Here is a 12,658-nt window from a genome sequence, read left to right as displayed (position 1 = left end):
GTCGTTCAGTCCTTCTTCCTGCCCGCCTCGGCCGCCTTCGCGGCGATGCCCTCCAGCACCGTCTTGGCGTCACCGTTGGCGTCGACGGCGTGACCGATGCCGCGCTTGATGGTGTCGCTGACGGTCACCCAGGACGGGTCGTTGACGGGGTAGAGCTGAGCCCCGCGCAGGGCGGTCAGGAACTGCTCGTCGTTGCGCTCAAGGCCGCCGCCCGAGGGGGTGCGGGAGGCCGAGACCGTCGAGGGCAGCAGGTGGTAGCGGCCGGCGAAGTCCGACAGGTTCTTGTCCTGGTAGACGTAGTCCAGGAACTTGCCGATCTCCTCGCCCTTCCCGTTCTGCTTGAACGCCATCATCCAGTCGGCCACGCCCACCGTCGGCGGGGACTCGCCCGAGCCGAGGGTGTCCGAGATCGGCATGGGGACGGCGTTGACGGTCATCCCCTTGGCCCGGGCCTCGTGCAGCAGCGAGGGGTAGCCGTTGACCATGCCGACCTCGCCGCGCAGGAACGCCGCGAAGGCGTCGGCGCGGTTGAGCTGGGAGGGCGGGGTCGGGCCGGTGAGGCCGGGCGCGACCAGCTTCTCCTTGAGCCAGCGGAAGGTCGCGATGTTCTGGTCGGAGGCCAGGCTGTAGTTGCCGCTGCTGTCGGCGTACCCGCCGCCGTTGCTCAGCTCCCAGATCATCGCCTCGGCGTGCGCCTCCTCGGGACCCAGCGGCAGGGCGATCGGGTACTTCACCCCCTTGTCCTTGAGCGCCTTGGCGTCGGCCGTGAGGTCGGACCAGGTCTTCGGCGCGGAGGAGATCCCCGCCTGCCGGAACAGGGTGTCGTTGTAGAAGAGCAGACGGCTCGACGCCACGAAGGGGAGGCCGTAGAGGGTGTTGCCGACCGAGCCGGCCTCGGCGAGCGGCTGGAGGAAGTTCGCCTCGGCGCTGATCGAGAGGAGCTCTTCCGCGGAATACAGCTTTCCCTGCGCCGCGAAGTCCGAGTAGGACCCCATGAGGGCCATGTCCGGCGCATTGCCGGCCTTGACCATACGGGAGACCTCGCGGTCGATGTCGGCCCAGGGGAGCAGTTGCACCTGCACCTTGATGCCGGGATTGGCGGCGGTGAAATCCTTCGTCACCTTGTCCCAGAAAGCCTTCGAGCTGGTGGCCGCAGAGTCGCCGTATTCGGCGGCCACCAGGCGCAGCGTGGTGTCGCCGCCGGCGCCGCTGCCGGAAGCTCCGCAGCCCGACAGCGGTACGAGCAGGCCGAATACGGTCGCCGCGGCGGCCGAACCGAACATTCTTCGTTGCACGGGTGGATACCCCTGATTTTCTTTTGAGTCCCGTTATTACTTGTGAGTTTCTCCGGGCTGGGGTGTCCCGCCGTGGCCCGTCCTGGCCGGAATTCTCTCCCGAGGGCGGCGGAGTTGTTTCCATGGGGGCGGGCTTTGTGTCCAATGCTCCAAAGCCGCTTTTCCGCGTTTGTGTTTTCGGATATGGCCGGCCGAAAGGGGACGCGCGTAGACATACCGAAAAGCCCGTTTCCTTCCGGAAAACGGGCTGTGGGGGGCGGGGCGGGTGCCGGGCTAGTCGGCGAACTCGCCGGCGTACGGGTCGGGCTCGCCCGTCTCGGGGTTGCGGCCCTCCTGCCAGCGGCGCTGGGCCTTGCGCCAGTGCACGAAGCTGAGGTGTCCGCCGTCCCAGAAGGTGATGCTGACGGGGGTCACGTCGAACTCGTCGGAGCACATCCGCAGCAGGAACTCGGCCATGCCGTACGGGTACACGGCGAAGGCGTCGGCGGTATGCCGGCCGACGACGAGCACGGGCCACAGGTCCGGATCGGGGCCGGAGGTCAGCCAGCACAGGATGTCGGCGCCGGCGGTGGCCCCCCAGGCGATGATCGACTCCGGGTCCACGTCGAACGCGGCCCGCCCGCCCCCGGCCTCCCAGACCGCCCGGGCGTTGGCGGTCTCCTCCGCCATCCCGGCCGGGTCCCACTGGAGTCCGGGCTTCGGCAGGGGCAGCAGGATCTCGGCCTCGCCGTTGATGGACCCGGCGCCGAAGCGGCCCATGAACGCGACGAAGTCGGAGGGGAAACGGGTGCCCCAGACGGCCTCGGCCGCCTGCCAGTCGATGTCCTCGTCGGCGCCGTGCGTCGCCGGCATGATCTGCTCCAGCGCCTTGACCCGCGCGTTCTCCGTCATGCCCGCCCGCCGCTCCCCTGGCACCCCACGTCAACCGCCCCAACCTACCGCCCGGCGGCGCCGTGACCTAGGGGCGGTCGAGACCCTCCACCGCGACCGTGGCGCCGACCCGCAGCCCCCAGCCGGCCATGGCCCCCGCCTCCGCCTCCAGGACGTGGCGGGCGCGGGGGCGGGGGAGACCGAGACGGCCCGGAGCCATGGTGGTGAGGGCGATGACGCGCAGGCGGCGGTCGAGGTAGGCGACGTCGATGGGGAACCGCATGCGGAAGGTGTGCACGCCGGCGGCGGGGGTGAGGAGCATCGCCCCCTCGATCCCGTCCCGGCCGAGGAGGCCGCGGGTGCGGGCGCGGTAGGAGGCGGCGATCTCCAGGGGGAGGGCGGTGCGGGGCGTACGGAGGGTTGCGGTGCCGTCCTGATAGGCCATGCGGCCCACCCTAGGGCGTGCCGTCGGAATCCTCCGCCGGCCGGGCGCGGGGCCCGCTGCGGGGGCTACCGTCGGCGGATGGGCGCAGTCGTGATCGTTCTCGCCGTCGCGTACGGCGCAGCCGTCGGGGCCGGGTTGCCGCGGGCCGCCTACCGGCTCTCCGTCGAGCCCGGAGAGCCCTGGCGCGCGCACCACCCCGACGGACGGCCCGTCGCCGGGTGGTTCGGGGCGGCCGGGGAAGGGGGCGGGAGCGGGCGGTGGCCGCCCGCGGCGGTCTGCGCGGCCGTCTGCGGGGCGCTGGCGGGCGCCGCCGGGGCCCGGCCCGAGGCGGCGGTGTTCGTCGCCGTGACGCCCCTGGTGGTGCTGCTCGGCATCGTCGACCTCGCCGTGCACCGGCTGCCCGACGTCCTGACCCTGCCCCTGGCGGCGGCCACCGCCGCCCTGCTCGGCGTGGCCGCCCTCCTGCCCCGGGCCGCCGGCAGCTGGCGCGGGGCGCTGCTCGGCGGGGCCGCGCTCGGGGCGGCGTACCTCCTGCTGTTCCTGATCAACCCCGCCGGCCTGGGCCTCGGCGACGTCAAGCTCGCGCTTCCCCTCGGGGTCGCTCTTGGGTGGTACGGGTGGGGGGTATGGGTGGCCGGGGCCTTCCTCGGGCTGCTCTACGGGGCCCTCTACGGCCTCGGACTGCTCCTGACCGGCCGCGCTACGCGGAAGACGGGCTTCGCCCTGGGGCCCTTCATGGCCGCCGGGGCCCTCACCGGAGTGCTCCTGGGCGGATTCGGAGCGTAATCATTTCGCGCCGATGCACGCAGGACGCTTTACGAAGGGTTATGGTGGAACCCCCCCCTCGGGCCGGTCCGTATCCCCCCCACGGACCGGCCCGTTTTTCTTTTCCACCGCCCGGCGGGCAAAAGCGCAGGTCAGTCGCGCTGGGCCCAGATGTTGGTGCCAGGGGTGGAGACGGCGAAGGAGTCGATCTCCTTCAGCTCCTGCTCCGACAGCGGAGCCCCGGCCAGCGCCGCCACGTTCTCCTCCAGCTGCTTCACGCTCGACGCGCCGATCAGGGCCGACGTCATGCGCTCGTCCCGCAGCACCCAGTTCAGCGCCAGCTGGGCCAGCGACTGCCCGCGGCGGGCCGCGATGTCGTTGAGCCCGCTCAGCCGCCGCACCACGTCCTGCGAGAGCAGCGCCGGGTTCAGCGACTTGCCCGCGGCGGCCCGGGAGTCCTCCGGGATGCCCTGCAGGTACTTGCCGGTCAGCAGGCCCTGCGCGAGCGGAGCGAAGGCGATGCAGCCCATGCCGGCCGCCTCCAGGGTGTCCAGCAGCCCGTCCTCCTCCGTCCAGCGGTTGATCATGGAGTACGAGGGCTGGTGGATGAGCGGGCGCACGCCCATGTCCCGCAGGATCCGCACGGCCTCCGCGGTCTGCTCGGCCGTGTACGAGGAGACGCCGACGTACAGCGCCTTGCCCTGCTGGACCGCGGACGCGAGCGCGCCCATGGTCTCCTCCAGCGGGGTGTGCGGGTCGAAGCGGTGCGAGTAGAAGATGTCGACGTAGTCGACGCCCATCCGCTTCAGCGAGGCGTCCAGCGACCCGAGCAGGTACTTGCGGCTGCCCCACTCGCCGTACGGGCCGGGGTGCATCAGGTAGCCGGCCTTCGTGGAGAGGACCAGCTCCTCGCGGTAGCGGGCGAAGTCCTGGGCGAAGATCTTGCCGAAGTTCAGCTCGGCGGAGCCGGGCGGTGGGCCGTAGTTGTTGGCCAGGTCGAAGTGGGTCACGCCGAGGTCGAACGCGCGGCGCAGGATCGACCGCTGGGACTCCAGGGACTTGTCGTCACCGAAGTTGTGCCAGAGGCCGAGGGAGATGGCGGGGAGCTTGAGGCCGCTGTGGCCCGTGCGCCGGTAGGGCATGGACTCGTAGCGGGAGTGCTCCGCCCGATAGGGATTGGTATCAGTCACGATGTCCTCCCTATCACGGACTTGTGACCTACCGAGTTGGGTACCCGATCCCGCCGCGCAGTAATGTGGCGGGGACTCGGGGGAGACCGCAATTCGCACGGGGGCATGGCACGGAGGGGCTGGAAGATCGTGAAGCTGCGCGACCTGGTGTACAAGCTGTATGCGCGCCGGGTGGAAGGTCGCCTCGACCATGACGCGTCGCCCAAGCACATCGGCGTCATCCTGGACGGGAACAGGCGCTGGGCCAAGGCGTCCGGAGGGACCACGGAGCAGGGCCACCAGGCCGGCGCCGACAAGATCTCCGAGCTGCTGGGCTGGTGCACCGAGACGGACGTCGAGGTCGTCACGCTGTGGATGCTCTCCACCGACAACCTGGACCGGCCCGAGTCCGAGCTCCGCCCGCTGCTCAACATCATCGAGAACACCGTCAGGGGCCTGGCCGAGGACGGCCGCTGGCGCGTCCACCACGTCGGCAACCTGGACATCCTGCCGTCCCGCACGCAGACCGTGCTGAAGGAGGCCGAGGAGGCCACGCACGACATCGCCGGGATAACGGTCAACGTCGCCGTGGGCTACGGCGGCCGCCAGGAGATCGCGGACGCGGTCCGCTCGCTGCTCCTGGAGCACGCCGAGAAGGGCACCTCCTTCGAGGAGCTCGCCGAGGTCCTGGACATCGACCACATCGCGGAGCACCTCTACACGCGCGGCCAGCCCGACCCCGACCTGGTGATCCGCACCAGCGGCGAGCAGCGGCTGTCCGGTTTCATGCTGTGGCAGAGCGCGCACTCCGAGTACTACTTCTGCGAGGTGTTCTGGCCGGCCTTCCGCAAGGTCGACTTCCTGCGCGCGCTGCGGGACTACGCGGCCCGGCACCGCCGCTACGGGACCTGAGGCCCGGCGGCCGAAACCCCCTGGGCACCCCTCCGGTCCCGCCCGTCCCCTTCGTCGAGCCTTCACCCGGGCTTCACCGAGCGTCCGTCATATGCCATGGCATGGGCGCCCTCGTTCAAGGGCATAAGCCTTGCAGGTCGATGCCCGATCCACGGGTGTCGAGTCTCAGCGGACGGCACAGGGCCGTCCGCCCGGGAGGCCCTTTGCACCAGGACGAGCGTGCGGTTCGCACGGACGGATTGGAGGGCCGGAAAGCGGCCCTGGCACAGGTGCCGTTGACCGGTCCGGTCTTCATGGCCCGACCTCTTCCGAGGGGGTACGTCCTTCCGTGGTGACCAGCACAAAGCGCCGCCTGTCCGACAGGCGGACCTACGTCCTCGACACCAGCGTCCTGCTGGCAGACCCCAACGCGATCACCCGCTTCGACGAGCACGAGGTCGTGCTCCCGATCGTGGTGATCACCGAGCTGGAGGCGAAGAGGCACCATCCCGAGCTCGGCTACTTCGCCCGTCAGGCCCTGCGCCTGCTCGACGACTTCCGGGTCCGCCACGGCCGCCTCGACGCCCCCATCCCCCTGGGCGATCTGGGCGGGACCCTGCGCGTCGAGCTCAACCACTCCGACCCCGGTGTCCTGCCGGCGGGATTCCGGCAGGGGGACAACGACTCGCGCATCCTGGCGGTCGCCCGCAACCTCCAGGCCGAGGGCTACGACGTCACGGTGGTCTCCAAGGACCTGCCGCTGCGCATCAAGGCCTCGTCCGTGGGCCTGCTGGCCGAGGAGTACCGGGCGGAACTCGCCATCACCGACGCCGGCTGGACCGGCATGAGCGAGCTCGCCCTCTCCGGCGAGCAGGTGGACCTCCTCTACTCCGAGGAGCGGCTCTACGTGCCGGAGGCGGCCGAACTGCCCGTGCACACGGGCCTGATCCTCCAGTCGGAGCGCGGCAAGGCCCTGGGCCGGGTCACCGCCGACGGCAACGTCAGGCTCGTACGGGGCGACCGCGACGCCTTCGGGCTGCACGGCCGCAGCGCCGAACAGCGCATCGCCCTGGACCTGCTGCTCGACCCGGAGGTCGGGATCATCTCGATGGGCGGCCGGGCCGGCACCGGAAAGTCGGCGCTGGCGCTGTGCGCGGGTCTGGAGGCGGTCCTGGAGCGCCGGCAGCACCAGAAGGTGATGGTCTTCCGGCCGCTGTACGCGGTGGGCGGGCAGGACCTCGGCTACCTGCCCGGCGACGCCAACGAGAAGATGAGCCCCTGGGCGCAGGCGGTCTTCGACACCCTCTCGGCGGTCGCCGGCCGCGAGGTCATCGAGGAGGTGCTGAACCGCGGGATGCTGGAGGTCCTGCCGCTCACGCACATCCGCGGCCGTTCCCTCCACGACGCGTTCGTCATCGTGGACGAGGCGCAGTCCCTGGAGCGCAACGTCCTGCTGACCGTTCTGTCCCGTATCGGGGCCAATTCGCGGGTTGTTCTGACCCATGACGTGGCCCAGCGGGACAATCTCCGCGTCGGCCGGTACGACGGGGTGGTCGCCGTCGTTGAGAAGCTGAAGGGGCATCCGCTCTTCGCCCACGTCACGCTGACCCGCTCCGAGCGCTCTCCGATCGCCGCGCTCGTCACGGAGATGCTCGAATCGCTCTGATCGCCCACGGGGTGCGAGGAAGGACCGCACGGGTCAAATCACCCATAGTGGGACGGTGAGTTGGCGCCGTCCGGCAAAGGCCCAGGAGCCTAGCCGGACGGCGTCCTTCCGCACAGCTCTTTGCCGAAAACAGCGGCCCCTTGCCTGATGTGACCTTTAACACGCAACGCAGAATTGCCTTGCGGCGTCGAGGTCCGGCAGAGTCTGTTTTCCGTCAGGCCCCGCATACGGCACATCTGTATCTCCGGTTGGGGATACGCGCAGCACCACAACTCCACAGCCGTTGACCGTATGCCGCCCGGTTTCATGGGGCAGCCCCCGCAAGGGAGTTGCCCTTCGGGCCCGTGTCTCCAGTGACCAGAACACCACGGAGTCCAGTGTCGAAGGGGCACTCTCGCGCCCGCGCGGTCACTGCGGACGCTGCTGGAAGGACACCGTGTGAGCCGGATCTCGGTCCGGGGGTTCGCAGTGGCTTCGGCCACCGCGGTCACCACCGTCGGCGCAGTCGTGGGCGTCGCCACTGGCGATGCCGCCACCTCGAACGACCTTGAGACGACCGCGTCCGGAGCGACTCTTCTCACTGACATCCCGGTCGGCGAACAGGCGCAGGTCCAGAGCGGGTCCCTGGCCCAGCAGGCCGACGCCATCGCCCACGCCGCCGACGCCGACGCCAAGCGCTCGGCGGAGGAGGCCGCTCGCATCCAGGCCGCCGAGGACGCCAAGTCCAAGAAGGCCGAGGCCGAGAAGGCGGAGCAGGAAAAGAAGGACGCGGACGCCAAGAAGCTCAAGGACGAGCGCGACGCCGCCGAGGGCATCGCCAGCCGTTCGGCCACGCGCGACGCCGGCGACTTCCCGGTCCAGGGCTCCTACACGGTCGCCCAGGTCAAGGACATCGCCCGGCAGCTGGTCCCCTCAGGCCAGTTCCAGTGCTTCTCCAACATCATCAACGAGGAGTCGACCTGGAACTACCAGGCCGTGAACTCCTCTTCGGGCGCCTACGGCCTGGTCCAGGCGCTCCCCGGCTCGAAGATGGCCTCGGCCGGCTCCGACTGGCGCACCAACCCGGCCACCCAGATCAAGTGGGGCCTGGGCTACATGAACGAGCGCTACGGCAGCCCCTGCAGCGCCTGGAGCTTCCACCAGGCCAACGGCTGGTACTAGAGGCCCGGCGGACCTCGCCCGCGCACAACCCCGGGGAACCCCGCACCGTCCTACGGTGTGGGGTTCCTCGCGTGTACGGTCGGGCGAGGTGTGACCGCAGGGCGGGGGAAGGGAACGACATGGCGAAGAGGACGGGCTGGCTCGGCCGGCTCGGCAGAGGGCTGAGCCGGATGGAGGCGCGCCTGGACGAGCGGCGGGCGGAAGTCGAGGCGGAGGCCGAGGCCGACGAGCCGCTGACGGCCGCCACCCCGCCCCAGGGCCCCGCCGCGTACGAGGAGCCCCCGCCGCCCGTGCGGCCCGACCCGGCGGCCGTCATCCCCTGGGGGGTGCGCGTCGCAGCCGAGGCCAGCTGGCGGCTGCTGCTGCTCGCCGGGATGGTCTGGGTGCTGATGAAGGTGATCAGCGAGGTCCGCCTGGTCGTCCTCGCCTTCGCCGCCGCCCTGCTCGTCACCGCCCTGCTCCAGCCGTTCGTGGTCCGCCTGCGCCGGATCGGGCTGCCGCGGGGCCTCGCCACCGCCGTCACCGCGGTCCTCGGCTTCGTCGTCATCGGGCTGGTGGGCTGGTTCGTGGTCTGGCAGGTCATGGAGAACCTCGACGACCTCTCCAACCGGCTGCGCGAGGGCATCAACGAGCTCAAGAGCTGGGCACTGGACAGTCCGTTCCACGTGACCGAGAAGCAGATCAACGACATCGCCAAGAACCTCAGCGAGACCATCGGCACCAACACCGAGGAGATCACCTCCGCCGGCCTCCAGGGCGTGACGGTGCTCGTCGAGGTGCTCACGGGGATGCTCCTCTCGATGTTCTCGACGCTGTTCCTGCTCTACGACGGCCAGAAGATCTGGAACTGGGTGCTCGGGCTGGTGCCCTCTGCCGCCCGCCCCGGCGTCGCCGGAGCCGGTCCGCGCGCCTGGCGCACCCTCACCGCGTACGTGCGCGGCACGGTCCTCGTCGCCCTCATCGACGCCGTCTTCATCGGCCTCGGCCTCTACTTCCTCAAGGTGCCGATGGCGGTGCCGCTCGCCGTGTTCATCTTCCTGTTCGCCTTCATCCCGCTCGTCGGTGCGGTGGTCTCCGGCGCCCTCGCGGTGGTCGTGGCCCTGGTGACCCAGGGGCCCTTCACCGCCCTGATGGTGCTGCTCGTGGTCCTGGCCGTCCAGCAGATCGAGGGGCACGTGCTCCAGCCCTTCATCCTGGGCCGGGCCGTACGGGTCCACCCGCTCGCGGTGGTGCTGTCGGTCGCGGCCGGCGGGATGATCGCGGGGATCGGGGGCGCGGTCGTGGCCGTCCCGCTGGTCGCCGTCACCAACACCGTGGTCGTCTACCTGCGCGCCTACTCCCGCGAGCGCCGCCTGACCCCCGCCTCGACCGGTCCCGGACCGCACGGCGCCACCGCCGTGCAGGCCGTCGAGCCGGAGGCCCGTGGATGATCAGTGAGCCCGAGCTCGAAGGGGAGTGGGCCGCGGACGTGCCGGCCGGGCCCCCCGACACCGCCGGACCGGCCGGGCGGAGCCGGTCCTCACAGGCGGCGCCCTGGCGGTGGGCGCTGGGCGGGGCGGTCCTGGCCTCCGCGGTGTTCGCCGCGGCCCTGGTTGTGCAGGAACGTTTCGGCGAAACCGGGCCCCCGATCCGCTACCGGCACAGCGAGCAACTGTGCACCGAGACCCCGCTGAAGGCGGTCGGCACGGTCCTCGGGGGCCTGGGCGGGGGCGCTCCGAGCCACGGCGAGGGGCCCGCGGTCGACTGGTCGAGCTGCTTCGCCGGCGGCAACCGGGAGGACCAGGCGTTCATGTCGGACGCCCGGGTCCTGGTCGAGCTGCACAAGAAGACCGACCCGGGGCCGGAGTTCGGCGCGGTCCCCGAACAGGAGGAGTACGCGCTGCCGGTGGCCGCCGAGCGGGTGCCCGGGCTGGGTGAGCGGGCGCTGTTCTCCGGGGTGGCGCAGGCGCCCCGGCTCCAGGTGCTCGACGGCGGGACGGTGGTCACGCTCACCGTCCGCTGGTGGACCAGGGGCGCCGCGGACGCCGGCGACCGGGTCGACCCGGACGCGGTCAAGGCGGCGATGGTCGAGGACATGCGCGCCCTGCTGACCCGGCTGCGGACGTAGCGGCGGAACGCGCCGTGCCCCCGCGGCCGGAGGGGCCGAGGGGGCACGGAGGGGCGTACGAGGTCCACTCGTACGGGCGACTACTCGGCGGCCAGGGCCGCTTCGGCGTCGAGGGTGACGGCGACGGCCTGGATCACCGAGGCGATCTTGAAGGCCTCCTGGACCGTCTCGCGGTCCACGCCCGCCTTGCGCAGGACCTGCTCGTGCGAGTCCAGGCACTGGCCGCAGCCGTTGATGGCGGAGACCGCGAGCGACCACAGCTCGAAGTCCACCTTCTCCACGCCCGGGTTGCCGATGACGTTCATCCGCAGGCCCGCGCGCAGCGTGCCGTACTCCGGGTCGGAGAGCAGGTGCCGGGTCCGGTAGAAGACGTTGTTCATCGCCATGACCGCGGCGGCCGACTTGGCGGCGTTGTACGCCTCCGGGGACAGCGCGGCCTTCGCCTCGGGCTCCAGCTCACGCAGGACGCGCGGGGAGCGGGCGGCGATCGCGCAGGACAGGACGGTGCCCCACAGCTGCTGCTGGGTGAGGGTGTCCTGGTTGCCGATGACCGAACCGAGGTTCAGCTTCAGGTCCTTGGCGAAGTCCGGTATGGCGGACTTGAGGGTGTCGAGGGACATCCGTCACTCACCGGCCAGCAGGGCGCCAGCGTTCAGGGTGTCGTCGCCCTTGTTCCAGTTGCAGGGGCACAGCTCGTCCGTCTGGAGGGCGTCGAGGACCCGCAGGACCTCCTTGGGGTTACGGCCCACGGAACCGGCGGTCACCATCGAGAACTGGATCTCGTTGTTCGGGTCCACGATGAAGACGGCGCGCTGGGCGAAGCCGTCCTCGCCCTGGATGCCGCAGGCCTGCATCAGCTCGTGCTTGGAGTCGGCCAGCATCGGGAAGGGCAGGTCACGCAGGTCGGCGTGGTCCTTGCGCCAGGCGTGGTGGACGTACTCGGAGTCGCCGGAGACACCGAGGATCTGCGCGTCGCGGTCGAGGAACTCGTCGTTCAGCTTGCCGAACGCGGCGATCTCGGTGGGGCACACGAAGGTGAAGTCGGCGGGCCAGAAGAAGACGACGCGCCACTTGCCCTCGTAACTCTTCTGGTCGATCTGCGCGAACTCCTTGCCGGCTTCGAGCGAGACGCAGGCGGTCAGGTCGTAGCTGGGGAACTTGTCACCGACAGTGAGCACGAACTCTCCTTGCGGAATGGAAAGTGACCCTTTTGGGGGCTTTCCGAGAGGGTTGGACGGATCTCACATGCTGACACAGCTGCATTGATTACGGAAATAGCTAGTCTTGTGGTGGGTGATCGGAGGTACCTATCAGTGGCTGTGAGTAGTAGGGGACAGAAACAGCCGACGCTGGCGCAGCTGCGCGCCTTCGCGGCGGTCGCGGAACACCTGCACTTCCGGGACGCCGCCGCCGCGATCGGCATGAGCCAGCCCGCGCTCTCGGGGGCGGTCTCCGCGCTGGAGGAGGCCCTCGGCGTGCAGTTGCTGGAGCGCACCACCCGCAAGGTGCTGCTCTCCCCGGCGGGCGAGCGGATCGCCGAACGAGCGCGGGGGGTCCTCGACGCGGTGGGCGGACTGCTGGAGGAGGCCGAGGCGGTCCGGGCGCCCTTCACCGGGGTGCTGCGCCTCGGGGTGATCCCCACCGTGGCCCCGTACCTGCTGCCCACCGTCCTCGGACTCTTCCACCGGCGCTTCCCCCGCATGGACCTCCAGGTCCACGAGGAGCAGACGGCCTCCCTGCTGGAGGGCCTGGCCGCCGGACGCCTCGACCTGCTGCTGCTCGCGGTGCCGCTGGGCGTCCCCGGGGTGTGCGAACTGCCGCTCTTCGACGAGGACTTCGTCCTGCTGGCCCCCCGCGACCATCCGCTGGCCGGGCGCCGGGACATCCCCCGCGAGGAACTGCGCGGTCTGCAACTGCTGTTGCTCGACGAGGGCCACTGCCTGCGCGACCAGGCCCTGGACATCTGCCGCGAGGCCGGGCGCACCGCCGGGGCGGACGTCACCACCACCGCCGCGGGACTCTCCACACTGGTGCAGCTGGTCGCCGGAGGACTCGGGGTGACCCTGCTGCCGCGCACCGCGCTGCGGCTGGAGACGGCCCGCAACGAGGCCCTGGCCACCGGGTACTTCGCCGAGCCGGCCCCCTCGCGGCGGATCGCCCTGGCCATGCGGACCGGGACCGCCCGGCAGGAGGAGTTCCGGGCCATCGCGGGCGCCCTGCGCGAAGCGGTGCGCCCGCTCCCGGTGTGGCCCACCGACTGACGTGGCCACACCGCGGCGGGACGCGGGG

At 70.8% G+C, this 12,658-nt stretch carries 13 protein-coding genes; 7 read left to right on the top strand and 6 right to left on the bottom strand.

Annotation, left to right across the window (positions count from 1 at the left end; translation table 11 throughout):
- Positions 1-5: 5 nt before the first annotated feature.
- From WDV06_RS01140 to WDV06_RS01130, 3 genes are all read right to left on the bottom strand, one after another.
- Positions 6-1,295: an extracellular solute-binding protein gene (locus WDV06_RS01140; RefSeq protein WP_463668203.1), complete on the bottom strand. Its 1,290-nt coding sequence runs from the start codon at positions 1,293-1,295 to the stop codon at positions 6-8.
- 273 nt (positions 1,296-1,568) lie between these two features.
- Positions 1,569-2,186: an SMI1/KNR4 family protein gene (locus WDV06_RS01135; RefSeq protein ID WP_395507662.1), complete on the bottom strand. Its 618-nt coding sequence runs from the start codon at positions 2,184-2,186 to the stop codon at positions 1,569-1,571.
- A 67-nt stretch (positions 2,187-2,253) separates the two neighbouring features.
- Entirely contained in the window at positions 2,254-2,610 is a 357-nt protein-coding gene (locus WDV06_RS01130) for a DUF192 domain-containing protein (RefSeq protein ID WP_395507661.1), read from the bottom strand.
- A 78-nt stretch (positions 2,611-2,688) separates the two neighbouring features.
- On the opposite strand from WDV06_RS01130, the gene WDV06_RS01125 reads away from it, so the two are divergent.
- Positions 2,689-3,396 (top strand): prepilin peptidase, encoded by a 708-nt coding sequence (locus WDV06_RS01125; protein ID WP_395507660.1) that lies wholly within the window; start codon positions 2,689-2,691, stop codon positions 3,394-3,396.
- 131 nt (positions 3,397-3,527) lie between these two features.
- Here WDV06_RS01125 and mgrA read toward each other — a convergent pair whose 3' ends face one another.
- The gene (gene mgrA / locus WDV06_RS01120) at positions 3,528-4,565 is read right to left on the bottom strand and encodes an L-glyceraldehyde 3-phosphate reductase (RefSeq protein WP_395507659.1); all 1,038 of its coding nucleotides are present in this window, start codon (positions 4,563-4,565) and stop codon (positions 3,528-3,530) included.
- 129 nt (positions 4,566-4,694) lie between these two features.
- Between mgrA and WDV06_RS01115 the strand changes: the two genes are divergently transcribed.
- The 5 genes from WDV06_RS01115 to WDV06_RS01095 all read left to right on the top strand — a co-directional run bounded on the left by WDV06_RS01115 (position 4,695) and on the right by WDV06_RS01095 (position 10,369).
- Positions 4,695-5,456: an isoprenyl transferase gene (locus tag WDV06_RS01115; RefSeq protein ID WP_395507775.1), complete on the top strand. Its 762-nt coding sequence runs from the start codon at positions 4,695-4,697 to the stop codon at positions 5,454-5,456.
- A gap of 328 nt (positions 5,457-5,784) precedes the next feature.
- Entirely contained in the window at positions 5,785-7,101 is a 1,317-nt protein-coding gene (locus WDV06_RS01110; RefSeq protein ID WP_395507658.1) for a PhoH family protein, read from the top strand.
- Positions 7,102-7,539: 438 nt separating this feature from the next.
- Positions 7,540-8,262, top strand: a complete 723-nt coding sequence (locus WDV06_RS01105) for an aggregation-promoting factor C-terminal-like domain-containing protein (RefSeq protein ID WP_395507657.1) — start codon at positions 7,540-7,542, stop codon at positions 8,260-8,262.
- A gap of 119 nt (positions 8,263-8,381) precedes the next feature.
- The gene (locus tag WDV06_RS01100; protein ID WP_395507656.1) at positions 8,382-9,692 is read left to right on the top strand and encodes an AI-2E family transporter; all 1,311 of its coding nucleotides are present in this window, start codon (positions 8,382-8,384) and stop codon (positions 9,690-9,692) included.
- Positions 9,689-10,369, top strand: coding sequence for a hypothetical protein (locus WDV06_RS01095; protein WP_395507655.1), 681 nt, complete (start codon positions 9,689-9,691; stop codon positions 10,367-10,369). The genes WDV06_RS01100 and WDV06_RS01095 overlap by 4 nt, the downstream gene beginning before the upstream one ends.
- 80 nt (positions 10,370-10,449) lie before the next feature.
- On the opposite strand, the gene WDV06_RS01090 is transcribed toward WDV06_RS01095, so the two are convergent.
- Together WDV06_RS01090 and WDV06_RS01085 are read right to left on the bottom strand one after the other, a co-directional pair.
- Positions 10,450-10,989 carry an alkyl hydroperoxide reductase gene (locus WDV06_RS01090; protein ID WP_125601103.1) on the bottom strand — a complete coding sequence of 180 codons (540 nt, stop codon included), beginning with the start codon at positions 10,987-10,989 and terminating at the stop codon, positions 10,450-10,452.
- A gap of 3 nt (positions 10,990-10,992) precedes the next feature.
- Positions 10,993-11,547 carry a peroxiredoxin gene (locus WDV06_RS01085; RefSeq protein WP_395507654.1) on the bottom strand — a complete coding sequence of 185 codons (555 nt, stop codon included), beginning with the start codon at positions 11,545-11,547 and terminating at the stop codon, positions 10,993-10,995.
- 135 nt (positions 11,548-11,682) lie between these two features.
- On the opposite strand from WDV06_RS01085, the gene WDV06_RS01080 reads away from it, so the two are divergent.
- Entirely contained in the window at positions 11,683-12,630 is a 948-nt protein-coding gene (locus WDV06_RS01080; RefSeq protein ID WP_395507653.1) for a hydrogen peroxide-inducible genes activator, read from the top strand.
- The last annotated feature ends 28 nt before the right edge of the window (positions 12,631-12,658 follow it).

Origin of the sequence: Streptomyces racemochromogenes (assembly GCF_044129415.1) — a bacterium.
Lineage (GTDB): Bacteria > Actinomycetota > Actinomycetes > Streptomycetales > Streptomycetaceae > Streptomyces > Streptomyces racemochromogenes_A.
Note: the sequence above shows the minus strand (reverse complement) of the source record. Positions and strands in the feature narration are given on the sequence as shown.

Excerpts from the sequence above, each read along its gene's own strand:
- WDV06_RS01135 (WP_395507662.1), bottom strand. The coding sequence starts at position 2,186 with ATGACGGAGAACGCGCGGGTCAAGGCGCTGGAGCAGATCATGCCGGCG.
- WDV06_RS01130 (WP_395507661.1), bottom strand. The coding sequence starts at position 2,610 with ATGGCCTATCAGGACGGCACCGCAACCCTCCGTACGCCCCGCACCGCC.
- WDV06_RS01125 (WP_395507660.1), top strand. The coding sequence starts at position 2,689 with ATGGGCGCAGTCGTGATCGTTCTCGCCGTCGCGTACGGCGCAGCCGTC.
- WDV06_RS01100 (WP_395507656.1), top strand. The coding sequence starts at position 8,382 with ATGGCGAAGAGGACGGGCTGGCTCGGCCGGCTCGGCAGAGGGCTGAGC.
- WDV06_RS01095 (WP_395507655.1), top strand. The coding sequence starts at position 9,689 with ATGATCAGTGAGCCCGAGCTCGAAGGGGAGTGGGCCGCGGACGTGCCG.
- WDV06_RS01090 (WP_125601103.1), bottom strand. The coding sequence starts at position 10,989 with ATGTCCCTCGACACCCTCAAGTCCGCCATACCGGACTTCGCCAAGGAC.